Origin of the sequence: Pseudomonas vanderleydeniana (assembly GCF_014268755.2) — a bacterium.
In the GTDB taxonomy this organism is placed as follows: domain Bacteria; phylum Pseudomonadota; class Gammaproteobacteria; order Pseudomonadales; family Pseudomonadaceae; genus Aquipseudomonas; species Aquipseudomonas vanderleydeniana.
Genome location: NZ_CP077093.1, coordinates 5,919,021 through 5,933,912, shown reverse-complemented (window position 1 = coordinate 5,933,912; position 14,892 = coordinate 5,919,021). Strand labels below are relative to the sequence as shown.

At 62.2% G+C, this 14,892-nt stretch carries 13 protein-coding genes; 7 read left to right on the top strand and 6 right to left on the bottom strand.

Going from position 1 to position 14,892, the window contains the following annotated elements; translation table 11 throughout:
* Nucleotides 1-142: 142 nt before the first annotated feature.
* The 5 genes from HU752_RS26680 to HU752_RS26660 all read right to left on the bottom strand — a co-directional run bounded on the left by HU752_RS26680 (nucleotide 143) and on the right by HU752_RS26660 (nucleotide 5,000).
* Nucleotides 143-700 carry a recombinase family protein gene (locus HU752_RS26680; protein ID WP_186688776.1) on the bottom strand — a complete coding sequence of 186 codons (558 nt, stop codon included), beginning with the start codon at nucleotides 698-700 and terminating at the stop codon, nucleotides 143-145.
* A gap of 525 nt (nucleotides 701-1,225) precedes the next feature.
* Nucleotides 1,226-1,759: a KilA-N domain-containing protein gene (locus HU752_RS26675; protein WP_186688778.1), complete on the bottom strand. Its 534-nt coding sequence runs from the start codon at nucleotides 1,757-1,759 to the stop codon at nucleotides 1,226-1,228.
* Between the two features lie 444 nt (nucleotides 1,760-2,203).
* Entirely contained in the window at nucleotides 2,204-2,857 is a 654-nt protein-coding gene (locus HU752_RS26670; RefSeq protein ID WP_186688780.1) for a hypothetical protein, read from the bottom strand.
* Between the two features lie 130 nt (nucleotides 2,858-2,987).
* Nucleotides 2,988-4,286, bottom strand: a complete 1,299-nt coding sequence (locus HU752_RS26665) for a tyrosine-type recombinase/integrase (protein WP_186688783.1) — start codon at nucleotides 4,284-4,286, stop codon at nucleotides 2,988-2,990.
* Between the two features lie 216 nt (nucleotides 4,287-4,502).
* Complete coding sequence (locus tag HU752_RS26660) at nucleotides 4,503-5,000, bottom strand: DUF6231 family protein (RefSeq protein ID WP_186688786.1); 498 nt, start codon at nucleotides 4,998-5,000, stop codon at nucleotides 4,503-4,505.
* Between the two features lie 198 nt (nucleotides 5,001-5,198).
* Here HU752_RS26660 and HU752_RS26655 point away from each other — a divergent pair, with 198 nt between their 5' ends.
* Both HU752_RS26655 and HU752_RS26650 read left to right on the top strand, forming a co-directional pair.
* On the top strand, nucleotides 5,199-5,477 hold the full coding sequence (locus HU752_RS26655) for a DUF1145 domain-containing protein (RefSeq protein ID WP_186688789.1): 279 nt from the start codon (nucleotides 5,199-5,201) through the stop codon (nucleotides 5,475-5,477).
* Nucleotides 5,470-6,228, top strand: a complete 759-nt coding sequence (locus HU752_RS26650; protein WP_186688791.1) for a collagen-like protein — start codon at nucleotides 5,470-5,472, stop codon at nucleotides 6,226-6,228. Before HU752_RS26655 ends, HU752_RS26650 begins: the two co-directional genes overlap by 8 nt.
* Nucleotides 6,229-6,396: 168 nt before the next feature.
* On the opposite strand, the gene HU752_RS26645 is transcribed toward HU752_RS26650, so the two are convergent.
* Nucleotides 6,397-6,861: a CopD family protein gene (locus HU752_RS26645; protein ID WP_186688792.1), complete on the bottom strand. Its 465-nt coding sequence runs from the start codon at nucleotides 6,859-6,861 to the stop codon at nucleotides 6,397-6,399.
* A 98-nt stretch (nucleotides 6,862-6,959) separates the two neighbouring features.
* On the opposite strand from HU752_RS26645, the gene dinG reads away from it, so the two are divergent.
* From dinG to pdxH, 5 genes are all read left to right on the top strand, one after another.
* The gene (dinG, locus tag HU752_RS26640) at nucleotides 6,960-9,104 is read left to right on the top strand and encodes an ATP-dependent DNA helicase DinG (protein ID WP_186688793.1); all 2,145 of its coding nucleotides are present in this window, start codon (nucleotides 6,960-6,962) and stop codon (nucleotides 9,102-9,104) included.
* 137 nt (nucleotides 9,105-9,241) lie between these two features.
* Nucleotides 9,242-11,605 (top strand): beta-galactosidase, encoded by a 2,364-nt coding sequence (locus tag HU752_RS26635; protein ID WP_186688794.1) that lies wholly within the window; start codon nucleotides 9,242-9,244, stop codon nucleotides 11,603-11,605.
* Between the two features lie 147 nt (nucleotides 11,606-11,752).
* A complete protein-coding gene (locus HU752_RS26630) occupies nucleotides 11,753-12,898 on the top strand; it encodes a serine hydrolase domain-containing protein (RefSeq protein ID WP_186688795.1) in 1,146 nt (381 codons plus the stop codon).
* Between the two features lie 111 nt (nucleotides 12,899-13,009).
* The gene (locus HU752_RS26625; RefSeq protein WP_186688796.1) at nucleotides 13,010-14,092 is read left to right on the top strand and encodes an OmpA family protein; all 1,083 of its coding nucleotides are present in this window, start codon (nucleotides 13,010-13,012) and stop codon (nucleotides 14,090-14,092) included.
* Nucleotides 14,093-14,131: 39 nt separating this feature from the next.
* Nucleotides 14,132-14,779: a pyridoxamine 5'-phosphate oxidase gene (gene pdxH / locus HU752_RS26620; RefSeq protein ID WP_186688798.1), complete on the top strand. Its 648-nt coding sequence runs from the start codon at nucleotides 14,132-14,134 to the stop codon at nucleotides 14,777-14,779.
* Nucleotides 14,780-14,892 lie beyond the last annotated feature (113 nt).

The window sequence follows — 14,892 nt, the reverse complement described above, 5'->3', positions numbered from 1 at the left end:
TATGCCACCCCTCCTGCCATTCTTTCAAACCATGTGGGTTTCACTGGAGCTGCTTATCATTTACAGATAGGCAGAGGGGCTGGAGCTTTCAGGGGGCCTATGGGGAGACTACCACCATGCTGATTGGGCTGCTTACTCCCAATTACATTGCAGCGTTCCCTCTGCCTTTCATTGCTCTCTGTACAGTACTCAGTCCTACCCCCAGTTCCTCTGCGGCTTTCCTAAAGCTCAAGCCACCGGCAACAGCCGCTCGGATCGCTTCATCGTCTAAGGACTTCTTTCGGCCCTTGTAGACCCCAGAGGCCTTCGCCTTGGCGATCCCCTCAGCCTGCCTTTCACGGATCATACTGCGCTCGAACTGAGCAACCGCACCCATCATGCTTAGCATCAGGTCCTGCGTGTGATTCTTCTCGCTCGTGAAGATCAAGCCTTCCTTGTGGAAATGAAGCTGCACCCCACGTGACTTTAAATCCTCGACCAGTTCCAGCAAATCCTTGAGGCTCCGGGCGAGTCGGTCGATGCTGTGAACATGGATGGTGTCGCCTTTCCGAACGTAGCGCAGCATCTCCTGAAGTGCTGGGCGCTCCGTAGTGGCGCCGCTTAGCTGATCCTCGAAGATTTCATCCAGCGCAACGCTGTCCAACTGTCGGGCTGTGTTCTGGTCTGCCGAACTCACACGCTTGTAACCGACCTGCGCCATCTATAGCCTCACTTTGTGTGTTCAATAGGGTTTAGAGGTTGAAATGCTGTATGTATTCAAATAAAAAGTCAATCCTAATGAATACGGATGCGGGCGGCCAGATGTGTTCATGGAGTGTGTTCTCAAGGGTGTACCCAAATGAAATCGGCACAGCGATCCGCAATGATCCATTGGAGGTCTGGCAAGGTGATGGCGCAAGATGTCGGGGGCCTCAGGGCGAGACCTGAAGGCAGCTTAGTGGTCGCTGTGCTGCGCAACTATGGCCCGATCACAGGGACCACATATTTTTGGACGTTTGCCGCTCCCCCCCATAGTGAATCCACGGGGAGAGGGCGGCCACGGGGGACTTCCAGCCTTTGTGTTCTATGAGATGACCTCTTGGAAATTTCTTTCGGATTTTCGTTAGGGCTCTTGGCAGTCAACGCGGGCGTTTTATCCCCCGTTGCCCCTTCACTGTAGGCGGTTCAGGGCTGCGTCACGAGATGACCAGCGTGTGGACATTGGACTTAGCTGTGCGGATTGCTGTCACATTCCTGTCCGAGCGATGTTGCGTCGAGCCTGAGATGCCAAGCGCTCCCATTCCGCTTGCTGTCTACGGTATGCCTTGGCGGCAGCACTTTGGTTTTGTGGGCCACGCTTGACTGCTTTCCAATCGCACTTGTCATTGAAGCTCATGCGCTTGACGATACCCGCGCTGTGGTCCTTGCCGAGCGATGCCATCTTATTGGCGACCGCCAAGGCTACCTCCGGAATCTCAAGAATCGCTTCGAAGGCGTCGAACACCATATCCTCGAACTCCGACGATACCCACGCAGCGTATGCGATGGCTGCGCGCTTGGTCGCCCGAGAGCCTGTGCCATTGGAGCTGTGCAAATTCTGCATAGCTTCCATTCGCTTGGCTTGCTTGGTTCGCCACTGTGCTGGAGCTTTACCATTCGGAAGTCTCAAGGTCCGCCAAATGTCCGTCAGGTTCCATTGGCCCCGGTCGTCTGCTTTGAAGGCGTGTCCTTCGATGACGATGATGTGGCCGGCGTGCTTGTGCTTGATGTCGATGTTCATATTGTCTGTATTCCTTTTGGTAGCGTCCTCCGAGTTCGCACCCACGGCTCGGCTATCCAGACCCCAGACACAGGGACCCGGCAGTGGCACGGAAGGCGCTATCAGAAGAACTGGATTGAGTTGATGGTGTTGATTGGCAATGCAGTGCGACCTGCAATGATCCTGCTCAGGAGAGCGTGAGCGTGGGGGATGCCATGGAGGTGGAAGGAACTCGCGCAAAGCCAGTTCTGAGGCATCCTCTCCACTATAGTGAGGGTTTTTAGCGATACTGGATTCTTGGGCGCGTCCTGCCGAGGAGACCGAAGCTGTGGTGTGAGGCTTCGGTACAGAACGGTTGGTTACGATATGGTCTTGGAGATTTTCTCGTTTCCAAGAGATGGACCGGATGTTCCCGATCCTTCCTCAAGTTCCCGAAGTTGAATCAAGCGTTTATCTATCCGACGTTTAATCGAAAGCAGCTTGTGCCAGCCTCTTGGCCTCCAGGCCAGTTTTGATTTTGGGATGTCTTTCGATATGCAAGGCGATGCCGTGAATGCTATGACGAGCGGCTTGTGCGATTCGCTGGGCGGTCCTCAGGTTGATCATTTCGCCAGATTTGCTCACCCCGGTTCGGCAGGCCTCCGTTGTGATCTCCGGCAGGCTTAGCGCCCAGATGACCGACCGCATCCTCACGTTGATTTTACCGTTGTCGACTCCAGCGCTTCTGACAACTGAGCCATGAATGATGTCATCTACCCACATGGGGATGGCAGGCTCCAGCAGGACAGGTGCGAGTGACGCTATTGGGTTAACGTCGACTTTCTTGGGGCGCCCACGGCCTCGCTTCGGTGCTGTGGTCTCGGTTGATGTCGATGGGGGTGGAGCCTGAGTGGTTGACTGTCCGGCGATCAGCGCCGCCAGGGAGGTAGTTGCTTTCTTATGGTCTTCTGGGAGCGAAGCATCGGCCCGGCGTTTTGCTGCCCAGGATTCGTATGGCGACCAGTGGTTGCGAAATGGTTGTTCCCTGCTGGTGAATATCTCTCCAGTGGTGGGGTCGAAGGTGATGGCGTCTGCTTGGTTGTCGTGGTGGTGCAGCAGGTTTGCGTGATTGATTGTCATCGGGTTGTCCTCGTGTCGTTATTCCTGCAAGTGAGGGTTTTTGCGACACGGGACTCTGGTTCAGCTTACTGGAGCACCAAGGCCGTTTGAGTTGGCTGGGTACTGGCGAGCTTCTATGCTCGCGAGCTTTCTATGGTTTTCTGGTCCCTTTGAATGCGTTAGACAGGGCGTTGTGGAGTGTCTCGACAGGAACTCGCTGGGAGCCCGCGTACAGATCGTAGGTGATGTTCCCGGAGCTATGTCCCGTGATGCTTTGGGCGATAACCTCGGGAGTAGCTGCCGCCTTTAGAAGCCCTGAAAGCGAATGCCGGAGCGAGTGGAATGACTGGTCGCTGCCGGAAGGAAGACCCAGTGGCTCACGCAGAGCATCGTTCAGCGGTTTGTTGAAGTAGTGGTACTTTGCCTTGAACAGCTTCCCCGGTTCTGACGCTACCCAGGACAGGAATGCTTTGAGGTCGAAGCCGTAGGCTCCATCGACAAGCGGCACCATTCGGACTGAGAAGTCAGTCTTGAGTGTCTTCCCTTCGTCCGCCTTGTTTATGTCAATGACCGTGATTCCATCGCCCACTTGCTTCACGTCTGCTTGGGTAAGTTGATACAGCTCACCAATCCGGGCACCTGTGAGCACGCCCAGGGACAGCGCCCAGCGTTTCCAATCGTTCGCAGGAAGGGCGTTCGTGTGGTCCATGATGGTCCCCACCTCCTCACGCGAGAACGGCCTGCGTTCGCTTTCAGCGCCCCTCTCGATCTTCAAGCCTTTGTCGAATGACCGCTCCATGAACCCGTTATTGACCGCCCAGTCCATCACAGTAGATAGCTGGGTCAGCAGTTTGTTGACGGTCAATGGTTTTCGACCATCCATGATCTTCTCTTTAAGCGTCACCATGTCCGACCGTGTGTGCCTGCGGATATCGAGGTCGCCCAGTAGCTTTGACAGTGTTCGACAGTTGGACTCGATGGCGTGGAGAGTTGAACCTTGCACGTTGCCTTGGCGTTCCTTGATGAACAGCGTAGCGAGTTCCTCGAAGGTCAGCGGCGCTTGGTCGGCATTCCGGTCACTGGACGGAGCACCTACAGATATGGACGCAGGTACATCGTTTTCCGGTTTGTCCAGGCGCTCAATGGTGTCTATCAGCGGGCGTGGGTTGCCCTTCAAGCGTGCCCGTGCACCTCTCACGATCTCCCGGCTGATTTCCAACGCGTTGTGCTGGTCGATGCTCAACGGGACCGTAGCGGCTGCTTCAGCGAGCGACTGGGCGAGGTCAGAATAAATCTCGTCATAAACGGATAGGTTTTGATCCGAATAAGCCTGTATCAGCAGATTGTGGGCTACCTCCGCCAAGTGGCCCTTGAGTTCTACCCATGTTGCTTCCGGGCGGTCGAGATGAAAGACGGCCAGTGCCTTAAGAATGTCTTGCGATAGCGTCATAGCGGAGGGGCGTTCTGTGGTGCGAAGTGAAACTGTAAGGCTGCGGGCGGAGCATCCCCGAGGTCGGACCCGGAGATAGTAGATGCCATTACGTCGATAGTGCCAAACCGAGAGCCGTTGAGGCCGTTTCTGGTGACAAGCTGGTGACACTTGGCCCTGCTCGGGCAAAGCTTGGGAGGTGGTCATAGGTGCTCAAGCCCTTGATGTACATGGGTTTCACCACCAGTACTTCCCAAACATTTCCGGGTTGGCCCAGAACTTGGCATTGAGCCAGTCCGGGACCTGTTTGTATTCACGCAGGTCGTAGGTGAACAGCGTCAGCACCTGCTCGTCGCGCTGGAAGCGCTCGCTGCTCTGCAGGGCCAGGGCGAAGAAGTCGCTGTCCTGCCAGTCGGCGGCCGGCATGTCCACCAGCACCGCCATGCGGCTGGCATTGAGGTTGCGGATGCCGCCGAGCAGTTCCCGGCCGGCACGCTTGGGCAGATGTTCGAGGCAGTCGAGCACCAGCGCCAGGTCGAAGCGTCGGGCCGCCAGCTCGGCTGGCAGCGCCCCCGGTTCGGCGATGGCGACCTGGGTCTGCGGGTGCGCCGCCTGGAAGGCCTCGAGTGCCGGAAAGCTGCTGGCACCCACCAGCAGCAGGGTCTGCGGGGCGTAGCGGTCCAGGAGTGCCGCCAGGGCTTGCTGGGGCGTGCGGGAAGAAATGCTCTCGGTCATCGAAAATCCTCAATCAGAACTGCAAAGACTAGCCTGCCCGGCGGGTCCGGCCTAGTGTTCCGTGCCGCTGTGCAGCGATGAATTTCGCCGAACCGGTGGGTAAACCGACCGTTGGAGAATAATTTTTCCAGCCCACTGGCAAATTGCCCGTGCAAGCCGGTACTGTGCGCCCAAAGAATAAATTCACGAGGGGGGCGTATGAAGGTGCTTTGGGGGTTGGGGAAGGTCCTGACGCTGTTGTTCTGGCTGGTGGTGCTGGTCAACCTGGCGAGCCCGCTGATCAGCCCGTTCCGCCTGTTGGTGAATCTGGCCGGGAGCCTGCTGTTGTTGACGCATTTGCTGGAAGTGCTGCTGTTCAACGGCAGCCTGCGTGATCGTGCGCAGCCCTGGCGCGACCGGGCACAGATCCTGATCTTCGGCATGTTCCACGTGCAGGTCCTGCCGTTGCCATCGCGCGAGGAGCCCAGCCATGCGTAGTCTGTGCCTGCTGGCCGCACTGTGCAGCCCCCTGGCCTTCGCCCAGGTCGTCACCGTCGAGTCCCATTCCGTGCTGCGTCTGCCAGGCAATACCAGCTCCCTGCAGCTGGAGCGCCTGGACGTCGCCGACAATGGCACCCTGCTCGTTCCTGCCGGCATTACCCGGCTGGAAGTAGGGCAGTTGCACCTGGGGCGCGAGGCGCGCATCGCCATTGTGCCCAGTGAACAGGCCTTCGAACTCAAGGCCGTGCGCGCCGAACTCGACAGTGGCAGCCAGATTACCGCTCGCGGTGCCCCCGGCTCCTATCAGCGGGCGCCCCTGCCGGGACGGAACCTGAATGTACGGATCGACGCGCTGAGCGGCCCGTTGTTGTCGGTGGACGCCCGTGGCGGCACCGGCGTTCCGGGTTATGTCGGGCTCGACGGTGCCAACGGTGCGGAGCCGGGCTGCACCTGGGGCAGTGCCGGACGCGGCTCTGACGGTGACAATGGCGGCGATGGCCGGCAGGGCGCACCGGGAGCGCAGGTTCGGCTGCAACTGCCACGGGACTACCCGGCCGAGCAGATCAAGGTCCAGGTCGACGGTGGTGCCGGTGGCCCGGCGGGAGCGGCGGGACGCCCTGGTGCCGGTGGCAAGTCCAAGGGCTGCTTCATCTATGACACCGCCGGCGGCAAACCGGGTCGACCTGGCTTGGCCGGGAAGCCCGGGCCCCAGGGCGAGGCTGGTAGCGTAACCATCCAGCGGTTGTGAATAGCCTGGGGCGCCAAGTCTGCCAGTCAACATGAGGCATGACTGGCCGGCCCCATCGCCAGCCAGCCGGCTCCCACGAGGTCGGTGCCGATCACAAGGTTCAGGCGCAACGCCGAACCTGTGGGAGCCGGCCTGCTGGCGATGGCGATCGCCCTCTCGCCGTCCGTCTCAGAACATCGGCCGCGCCGCGACGATCGCCACCAGCGCCAGCCCGATCAGCAGGTTGACCCCCACCAGCCGACGAATCCTGCCCAGCACCGTCGCCCCTTCGGCCCACTGTTCGGCCTCGACCGCCTTGCGCAGTTCCGGCAGCTGCAATGACTGGATACGAAGAAACAGTGCCAACATCACGATGTACAGCCCCATCATGATCTGCACGTAGCGTGGCGCCGTCTCGAACCCGCTGAACCGTAGTTGCAGCAGGCCCACGCCGCTGATCGGCAGCACCACCACCGCGATCCAGACCCAGACGAAGAACCGCTGAAACACCTGGACCCACAATTTCAGGCGGGCCGGTCCCTCCAGTGCGGCCATGGCCGCCGGGCGCAGGACCATCCAGGCGAAGAACATGCCGCCGACCCAGATCAGGGCCGCCAGCAGATGCAGGGCATAAACGAGGGCAAAAGTGGTCATTCGGCTACTCCGTTCGGCGTGGGATGAATTAGCGGGGTATGATAGCGGCCATTCGAACCACTGAAAATTTATCCAGCGTTTTTCGCGCCCGAAGAATCATGATCAGCACCGAACTCAAAACCACGATCCAGGGCGCCTATTCGCGTTTCCTCGAAGCCAAGAGCCTCAAGCCGCGTTACGGCCAGCGGCTGATGATCGCCGAAGTGGCGAAGGTCCTCGGCGATATCGACACCGATGATGAAGGTCGCCGTGACGGCGAGCCGGCGGTGGTCGCCGTCGAGGCCGGCACCGGTACCGGCAAGACCGTCGCCTACAGCCTGGCGGCGATTCCCACCGCCAAGGCCGCCGGCAAGCGCCTGGTGATCGCCACCGCGACCGTCGCCCTGCAGGAGCAGATCGTCTACAAGGACCTGCCGGACCTGATGCGCAGCAGCGGGCTGAATTTCAGTTTCGCCCTGGCCAAGGGCCGCGGGCGCTACATGTGCCTGTCCAAGCTCGACATGCTGCTGCAGGAAGGCCACGCGCAGACCGCCACGGCCCAGTTGTTCGAGGAAGAAGGCTTCAAGATCGAGGTCGATGAGGCCAGCCAGAAGCTCTTCACCAGCATGATCGAGAAACTGGCCGGCAACAAATGGGATGGCGACCGCGACAGCTGGCCCACGGCCCTGGAAGATGCCGATTGGGCGCGGTTGACCACCGACCACAGCCAGTGCACCACCCGCCACTGCCCGAACTTCGGCCAGTGCGCCTTCTACAAGGCGCGCGAGGGCATGGGCAAGGTCGACGTGATCGTCACCAACCATGACATGGTGCTGGCCGACCTCGCCCTTGGCGGTGGCGCGGTGTTGCCGGACCCGCGCGACACCCTGTACGTGTTCGACGAAGGCCATCACCTGCCGGACAAGGCCATCGGCCATTTCGCCCACTACACCCGCCTGCGTTCGACCGCCGACTGGCTGGAGCAGACCGCCAAGAACCTGACCAAGCTGCTGGCCCAGCACCCCTTGCCGGGCGACCTGGGCAAGTGGATCGAGCAGGTGCCGGAGCTGGCACGGGAGATCAAGACCCAGCAGCAGTTCATGTTCACCGTCTGCGAACAGTTGGCCGACTTCCGCAGCGGCGAGGACATGGAGGGCCGTGAGCGGCCGCGCCATCGCTTCGTCGGTGGGGTGATCCCCGAGCACATTCGTGAAATCGGCATCGAGCTGAAAAAGGGCTTCGCCCGCCTCAACGACCTGTTCACCCGCCTGACCGACCTGCTCAAGGAAGGTATGGACGGTGAGGTCAGCATCGGCATCACCAGCAGCCAGGCCGAGGAGTGGTACCCGCTGTTCGGCAGCCTGCTGTCCCGCGCCCAGGGCAACTGGGAACTGTGGACCGCGTTCACCACCGAGGACCCCGAGGACAACCCGCCGATGGCGCGTTGGCTGACCCTGGCCGAGAGTGGTGCGCTGTTCGATATCGAGGTCAATGCCAGCCCGATCCTCGCCGCGGACATGCTGCGGCGCAACCTGTGGAACGTGGCCTACGGCGCCCTGGTGACATCGGCGACCCTGACCGCCCTGGGCACCTTCGACCGTTTCCGCATGCGTGCCGGCCTGCCGAAGACCGCGGTGACCGCCGTGGTGCCGAGCCCCTTCCACCATGCCGATGCCGGCGTGCTGCGGGTGCCGGACCTCAAGGCTGATCCCCGCGATGCTGCGGCCCATACCGCGGCGATCATCCGCGACCTGCCGGAGCTGGTCGAAGGCTCGCGGGGGTCGCTGGTGCTGTTTTCCTCGCGCAAGCAGATGCAGGACGTGTTCGACGGCCTGGATCGCGACTGGCGCCGGCAGGTGTTCATCCAGGGCAACCTGTCCAAGCAGGAAACCCTCAACAAGCACAAGGCGCGGGTCGATGGGGGAGACTCCAGCGTGCTGTTCGGCCTGGCGAGCTTCGCCGAAGGGGTCGACCTGCCCGGTGCCTACTGTGAACACGTGGTGATCGCCAAGATTCCGTTCGCTGTGCCGGATGATCCGGTCGAGGCGGCGCTGGCCGAATGGATCGAAGCCCGCGGTGGCAATCCGTTCATGGAGATCGCCGTGCCGGACGCCTCGCTCAAGCTGGTGCAGGCCTGTGGCCGGTTGCTGCGGACCGAGGCCGACCGGGGAATCATCACCTTGCTCGACCGCCGCCTGGTCACCCAGCGCTACGGGAAGGCTATCCTCAATGCCTTGCCGCCATTCCGGCGTGAAATTTCTTGATGTGACGTAGGTTAAATCGCCTATTTCGTTGTCTATGGAGGGCGCTTTCAGGGCCGTACGAAATTGCCCAGCCACTTTCGTGCAGAGCCCGGCGCCACTCAGGCCGTTGATTGGCCGATAGGGAGAACTGGATTCAAATGATTCGCCGTACGCTGCCCACCGTTTTTGCCCTGCTGTTCACTGCGCCATTGCTGGCCGCACCCGCAGGCCAGCAGACACTGTTCAACTTCGTTCGCCCCGCCGATGTGGTGCAGGTGGTGACCAATGGTGCGGATCTGCCGCAATCCAACGCCGAACAGACCGCCGAGGGCGAGGTGCTGCGCCGCGTCACCTTCACGCCGACGACACAGCCGAGCCTGCGCCTGACGCCCCAGAGCGGGGCCTGGGACTGGTCGCAGTCCGGGGTGATGAGCCTGCGGATCCAGAGTGCGATGGACTGGGCCCTGACGCTCAACGTGACGATCCAGAGCAACGACGGCAAGACCCTGACCAGTCGTGTCGATCTGCCGGCCGGCCCGGCGCAGACCCTGCTGGTGCCCTTGCAGGCGTTCTCGCCGCTGAGCCAGGGCATGCGTGCCGGGCCGCCGATGCCGCTGACCGTGGATGGCCAGCGGGTGTTGCTGGCGAGCAGCGTGGGTGAACTGGATCGTACGCAGGTGGTGTCGGTGACCTTGTCGATGGACAAGCCGAAAGTCGCGCAGAACATCCTGCTGGAACGCTTTGGCGTGCAGAACGGCGACGATGTGATCAAGGCCGCCTACGCTTCGCTGGTCGATGGCTATGGCCAGTCGAACCGTGCCAGGTGGCCGGAGAAGGTCGCCTCCGACGAGCAACTCAAGACGGCGGCCAACCGCGAGGGCCAACAGCTCAAGGGCTGGTTGACCGAGCGCGAGCGCAATGGCCTGGACAGGTTCGGCGGCTGGACCAAGGGCCCGAGCTTCGATGCCACGGGTTTTTTCCGCACCGAGAAGCATGATGGTCGCTGGTACCTGGTGACGCCGGAAGGCCATCCGTTCTATTCCCTGGGGGTCAATACCGTCAGCGCCAGCGACCAGCAGACCTATGTCGAGGGGCGTGAAGGCATGTTCGCCGAGCTGCCCAAGGACGGCGAGCCCCTGGCCGCCTATTATGGCAAGGGTGACAACAGCGTCGCGCTGGCCTCCAACGCCGGTCGCGGCTTTAGCCGCGGGCGCTGGTTCGACTTCTATGGGGCGAACCTGCAGCGCACCTACGGCAAGCCTTGTCCCCAACCCAAGGAAGGCGAGCCGAAGCTGCCGTGCGCCGAAGGCTTCGACGCCAAGCGCTGGCAGACCCATACCCTGGACCGGTTGCAGGCCTGGGGCTTCAACACCATCGGCAACTGGAGCGATCCGGCCCTGGGCCTGAATGACCGCGTGCCCTATACCTTGCCGCTGTCGATCGTTGGCGACTACGCCAGTATCAGCACCGGCAGCGACTGGTGGGGCGGCATGCCGGACCCGTTCGACCCGCGCTTTGCCATGGCCACCGAGCGTGCGGTGGCCATCGCTGCCCGCGATCACCGCGACGACCCCTGGCTGGTCGGCTACTTCGCCGATAACGAACTGGCCTGGGCCGGTCCTGGGGACGATCCGAAATCCCGTTACGCACTGGCCTACGGCACCCTGCGCATGACCACCGATGTGGCCGCCAAGCGTGCCTTCCTCAAGCAACTGCGCGACAAGTACCGCAACCAGCAGGGGCTGTCGAAGGCCTGGGGCGTGGAGATCCCGACCTGGGAGCAGATGGAGGACCCGGGGTTCGAGGCACCGCTGCCCAATCCCGAGCACCCGGAAATCGAGGCTGACCTCAAGTATTTCCAGAAGGTCTTTGCCGATACCTACTTCAAGACCATCTCCGATTCGCTGAAGTGGCATGCGCCCAACCATCTGCTGCTGGGCGGACGCTTCGCTGTCAGCACGCCGGAGGCGGTGGCGTCCTGTGCCCAGTACTGCGACGTGCTGAGCTTCAACTTCTACACCCTGCAGCCGCAGGACGGTTATGACTTCGACCAGTTGGAGGCGCTGGACAAGCCGGTGCTGATCACCGAGTTCAACTTCGGCTCGCGTGACCGCGGCCCGTTCTGGGGGGGCGTGACCGAGGTGGCGAAGGAGGAGGACCGTGGTCCGGCCTACGCCAACTTCATCAAGCAGGCGGTAAATGAGCCATCGATCGTCGGCGTGCACTGGTTCCAGTACCTGGATCAGCCGGTTACCGGCCGCCTGCTCGATGGCGAGAACGGCCATTTTGGCCTGGTCGGCATCACCGACGTGCCGTTCCAGGGCTTCGTCGAGAGCGTGCGCAAGAGCAACCTGCAGGCCATCGAACTGTTGGGCAAGGCCGCCGAGAAGGCCAAGGTCGATGCCCAGCAGAAGGCGGCCAAGGGTATCGATCACGACGATATCGGTGGCAAGGGCCGTTCCGGCAGTGCCGGCGGGGCTGCCTCCGGGCATGCCGGCGGGCACTCCGGCAACGGTCACTGAGCGAAAGAGACGCCCTGGGTGGGTCCGGTGGCGTCTTTTCCTACATAACGGAGTTGCGAACCGTCCGACCTGTGTCTGTTCCCAAACCTGACAATCGCTGGAACAATGCACGCACTTTGTCAGGCGTTTGCCCGGGGGAAATCAAGGGTGCAGATTCAGGGTCATTTCGAGCTTCAATTCGAGGCGGTTCGCGAGGCGTTCGCGGCCCTCTTCGACGATCCCCAGGAGCGCGGCGCCGCGCTCTGCATCCAGGTCGGCGGGGAAACCGTGGTCGATTTGTGGGCCGGCACCGCCGACAAGGACGGTGCCGAGGCCTGGCACAGCGACACCATCGCCAACCTGTTCTCCTGCACCAAGACCTTTACCGCCGTCGCCGCGCTGCAACTGGTGGCCGAGGGCAAGTTGCAACTGGACGCACCGGTGGCCCGCTACTGGCCGGAATTCGCCGCAGCCGGGAAAGAGCGTATCACCTTGCGCCAGTTGCTCTGCCATCAGGCCGGCCTGCCGGCACTGCGTGAGTTGCTGGCGCCTGAAGCGCTCTATGACTGGCAGGTGATGGTCGATGCCCTGGCCGCCGAGGCGCCCTGGTGGACCCCGGGTGATGGTCACGGTTATGCGGCGATCACCTATGGCTGGCTGATCGGCGAGTTGCTGCGCCGGGCCGATGGCCGTGGGCCGGGTGAGTCCATCGCGGCGCGGATCGCGCGCCCGCTGGGGTTGGATTTCCACGTCGGGCTGGCGGACGAGGAGTTCCACCGGGTCGCGCATATCGCCCGTGGCAAGGGCAATGTCGGCGATGCGGCGGCCCAGCGCCTGCTGCAGGTCACCATGCGCGAGCCGACGGCGATGACCACCCGTGCATTCACCAATCCGCCGTCTATCATGACCAGCACCAATAAACCGGAGTGGCGGCGCATGCAGCAGCCGGCGGCCAATGGGCATGGCAATGCACGCAGCCTGGCGGGTTTCTACAGCGGTCTGCTCGATGGCAGCCTGCTGGAAGGGGAAATGCTCGACGAATTGACTCGCGAGCACAGCCTGGGCATGGACAAGACCCTGCTGACCCAGACCCGTTTCGGCCTGGGCTGCATGCTTGACCAGCCGGACGTCGCCAATGCTACGTTCGGCCTGGGCGCCAGGGCTTTCGGACACCCGGGGGCAGGGGGCTCGGTCGGCTTTGCCGATCCCGAGCACGATGTCGCCTTCGGTTTCGTGACCAATACCCTGGGTCCGTATGTCCTGATGGATCCACGGGCCCAGAAGCTGGTACGGATTCTTGCCGGCTGTCTGTAGAATGCGCGCGCAAAGCCCCAGGTCGGAACCCTGTGGCTTTTCTGTTTTCGAAACGTCTGTTTATACGGCCTTAGGGCCCTTGTACTCTCTATCTCATTTTGTGGATCTCCAATGTCTTCGAACAAGTCCCTCGCCCTGGCCCTTTGCCTGACCATCACCGGTTGCGCACAAACTCCACAAAATGCAGATGGCGGCCACTGGTGGTCGTTCGGTTCTTCGGACAAGGTCGCCGAAAAGGACGCTGCCCAGGCTTCGACCGGAGCACCGGCTCCAGCAGCGGCCAAGGACGCTAAGGCTGCTGCACCTGCCGCTGCCAAGGCTGACGAAAAGCCGGTTCCACTGGCGACCGCTGTCGCTGCCGCGACCAATCCAACCCCTCCACCAGCGCAAACCCACTGGTGGTGGCCGTTCGGTAGCTCGGACAAGGCCAAGGACGCGGCTCCGCCGGCAGCCAAGGCCGTACCGATGCCCGATCCGAAAATCACCCAGGCCTGGCTCGATGACTATGAACCGCGCCTGCGTGCAGCGATCCAGGACACCTCGCTGAAGCTGGAGCGTCGTGAGAACGTGCTGGTGGTCGTGGCCCCGATCGACGGTTTCTACAACCCCAAGCGTCCGGAAATGCTGCTGCCAATCACCCTCGGCCCATTCTCCAAGGTTGCCAAGACCGTTGAGTCCGATCCGAAAACCGCAGTGCTGGTGCTGGGCCATGGTGACAACAGCCTCGCCACCGATGCGGCCCAGTCGCTCAGCCAGCAGCGTGCCCAGTCGATCGCGGCGATCTTCCGCCTCAGCGGCCTGCAGCGTGACCGCCTGATCCTGCGCGGCATGGGCTCGGTGATGCCGCGTGCGGCCAACGACAGCAATGAAGGACGTGCGCTGAACCGTCGCATGGAAATCATCCTGACTCCGCAGAACACTATGGTGGCGCTGCTGAGCAAGTACAGCATCCCGGCACCGGCTCCAATGCCGGCGACCATGGTTGCCGCCCAGGACGTCAAGCCTGCGGCCCCGGCAACTGCGGCGAAGAAACCGGCTGCCGCCGCCAAGGGCAAGGCCGCCGCGGCCAAGAAGGCTCCAGCCAAGACTGCGGCGAAGAAGGCCCCGGCCAAGGCGCCAGCCAAGAAGGCTGCGCCCGCCAAGGCGACAGTAGCGAAGAAAGACGCGGCGGCTGACAACTCCGCCAAAAACTGATCAGCGACCGACTGATCCCGGACTGAAAAGGAAAGCGTCATGACCCAAGCTCTGGCCGATATGCGCCGCGACTACACCCGCGACGGCCTGACCGAGGCCCAGGCTCCGGCCGAGCCGTTCGCGCTGTTCCACCAGTGGTTCGCCGACGCGGTGAAAACCGAGCAGGCACCGGTGGAGGCCAATGCCATGACCCTGGCGACCGTCGATGAGGACGGTCGTCCACACTGCCGTATCCTGTTGCTCAAGGGCCTGGACGAACAAGGTTTCACCTTCTTCACCAACTACGAGAGCGACAAGGGGCGGCAGCTGGCGGCGCGGCCGTTTGCGGCCATGACGTTCTTCTGGCCGACCCTGGAGCGCCAGGTGAGGATCGAAGGGCGGGTGGTCAAGGTTTCGCCGCAGGAGTCGGACGCCTACTTCCAGGTACGCCCGCTGGGCAGCCGCCTGGGGGCCTGGGCGTCACCGCAGAGCCGGGTGATTGCCGATCGTGCCGAGCTGGAGCAACTGCTCCAGGCCACCCAGGCACGCTTCAGCGACACCCAGCCGCATTGTCCGGAGCACTGGGGCGGCTATCGCCTGCTGCCGGAGCGCATCGAGTTCTGGCAGGGCCGGGCCAGCCGCCTGCACGACCGCCTCGACTATCGCCTGGTGGACACGGGCTGGACGCGTTCGCGCCTGGCTCCCTGATGGCCTGTACGGTTAATTCGGATACCCAGATTCGAGTCCAAGGGTTTGCCAGGCAAGGCGCCATGACGAGTCGTAGCCTGCCTACGGCGAGGAATGGCAACGAAGCCTGGCAA

What these genes read in the sequence shown, in the direction of transcription:
- HU752_RS26675 (WP_186688778.1), bottom strand. Translation starts at nt 1,759, where the DNA reads ATGAACATCGACATCAAGCACAAGCACGCCGGCCACATCATCGTCATC.
- HU752_RS26645 (WP_186688792.1), bottom strand. Translation starts at nt 6,861, where the DNA reads ATGACCACTTTTGCCCTCGTTTATGCCCTGCATCTGCTGGCGGCCCTG.
- dinG (WP_186688793.1), top strand. Translation starts at nt 6,960, where the DNA reads ATGATCAGCACCGAACTCAAAACCACGATCCAGGGCGCCTATTCGCGT.
- HU752_RS26635 (WP_186688794.1), top strand. Translation starts at nt 9,242, where the DNA reads ATGATTCGCCGTACGCTGCCCACCGTTTTTGCCCTGCTGTTCACTGCG.
- HU752_RS26650 (WP_186688791.1), top strand. Translation starts at nt 5,470, where the DNA reads ATGCGTAGTCTGTGCCTGCTGGCCGCACTGTGCAGCCCCCTGGCCTTC.
- HU752_RS26665 (WP_186688783.1), bottom strand. Translation starts at nt 4,286, where the DNA reads ATGACGCTATCGCAAGACATTCTTAAGGCACTGGCCGTCTTTCATCTC.
- HU752_RS26625 (WP_186688796.1), top strand. Translation starts at nt 13,010, where the DNA reads ATGTCTTCGAACAAGTCCCTCGCCCTGGCCCTTTGCCTGACCATCACC.
- HU752_RS26655 (WP_186688789.1), top strand. Translation starts at nt 5,199, where the DNA reads ATGAAGGTGCTTTGGGGGTTGGGGAAGGTCCTGACGCTGTTGTTCTGG.
- HU752_RS26660 (WP_186688786.1), bottom strand. Translation starts at nt 5,000, where the DNA reads ATGACCGAGAGCATTTCTTCCCGCACGCCCCAGCAAGCCCTGGCGGCA.
- HU752_RS26670 (WP_186688780.1), bottom strand. Translation starts at nt 2,857, where the DNA reads ATGACAATCAATCACGCAAACCTGCTGCACCACCACGACAACCAAGCA.
- HU752_RS26680 (WP_186688776.1), bottom strand. Translation starts at nt 700, where the DNA reads ATGGCGCAGGTCGGTTACAAGCGTGTGAGTTCGGCAGACCAGAACACA.
- pdxH (WP_186688798.1), top strand. Translation starts at nt 14,132, where the DNA reads ATGACCCAAGCTCTGGCCGATATGCGCCGCGACTACACCCGCGACGGC.